Below are 764 nucleotides of genomic sequence, written 5' to 3'. Positions count from 1 at the left end.
CAACCCCACACCGGCACTTCGGACAAGCCACACCCCGGACCCGCCACCACCAACCCTAAAACACCACAACGGCTAGCCGCTTGACACAGAAGGGAGCCAAATGAGTGCGCTTTGTGGACTACCTCGTACGGCGTGCGACTACCTGCTCGCGGAGGATTTCGGCATGTCCGCAGTGTTGGGCCAGCTCGCGGAGCACGTGTAGGTAGATCCAGCGCAGGGGCAGCGGTCCCCGGCGGTTGCCGGGAAAGATGTCATCTCCAGTACGTCCGGCGACGGCGACCCGCGACAGGTCTACTGCTTCCCGGTAGGCGGTACAGACTGACTCGATGGTGTCGTCGTTGGTGAGTTCGAAAGACTCATCCGGCGTCTGTACCAGGCCCAGCTCTTCGCGAGTCTGGCCGGTCGCCGCCTCGCCGAACCACACCCCCTCCACGAAGGCCGCGTGCTTGATGAGGCCCAGCAGGGTGGTCTTGGACGGGACGAGCCGGCTGCGGGCCTCGACCTCGGTAAGCCCGTCGAGGTACGACAGCAGCATCTCCCGATGTTGCTCGATGAACGCCGTCACCTGATCCTCGAACCGAGCCGAGTAGATCGAGGCTACGTCTGGATTTGTCATCGAGCCATCGTCGCATGACTTCCGGCCAGCACCCACAGCCGCGCTGCCGGCGGCTACTTGTTTCATTGACCCAGGACCGGCGCCCGGCCAGGCTCGGTTTAGGTGCCCGGGTTGGACGCTCTCTTTCGCGGCTGCCCACGACCTTGTC

Annotated in this window: 1 protein-coding gene; it reads right to left on the bottom strand. The window is 64.1% G+C overall.

All coding sequences use genetic code 11. From position 1 onward, the window contains the following. Positions 1-118: 118 nt before the first annotated feature. Positions 119-616 carry a DinB family protein gene (locus ABD287_RS18415; protein ID WP_344174810.1) on the bottom strand — a complete coding sequence of 166 codons (498 nt, stop codon included), beginning with the start codon at positions 614-616 and terminating at the stop codon, positions 119-121. Between the last annotated feature and the right edge of the window lie 148 nt (positions 617-764).

It is taken from the genome of Pilimelia columellifera subsp. columellifera (assembly GCF_039532605.1).
Classification (GTDB): Bacteria; Actinomycetota; Actinomycetes; order Mycobacteriales; family Micromonosporaceae; genus Pilimelia; species Pilimelia columellifera.
Note: the sequence above shows the minus strand (reverse complement) of the source record. Positions and strands in the feature narration are given on the sequence as shown.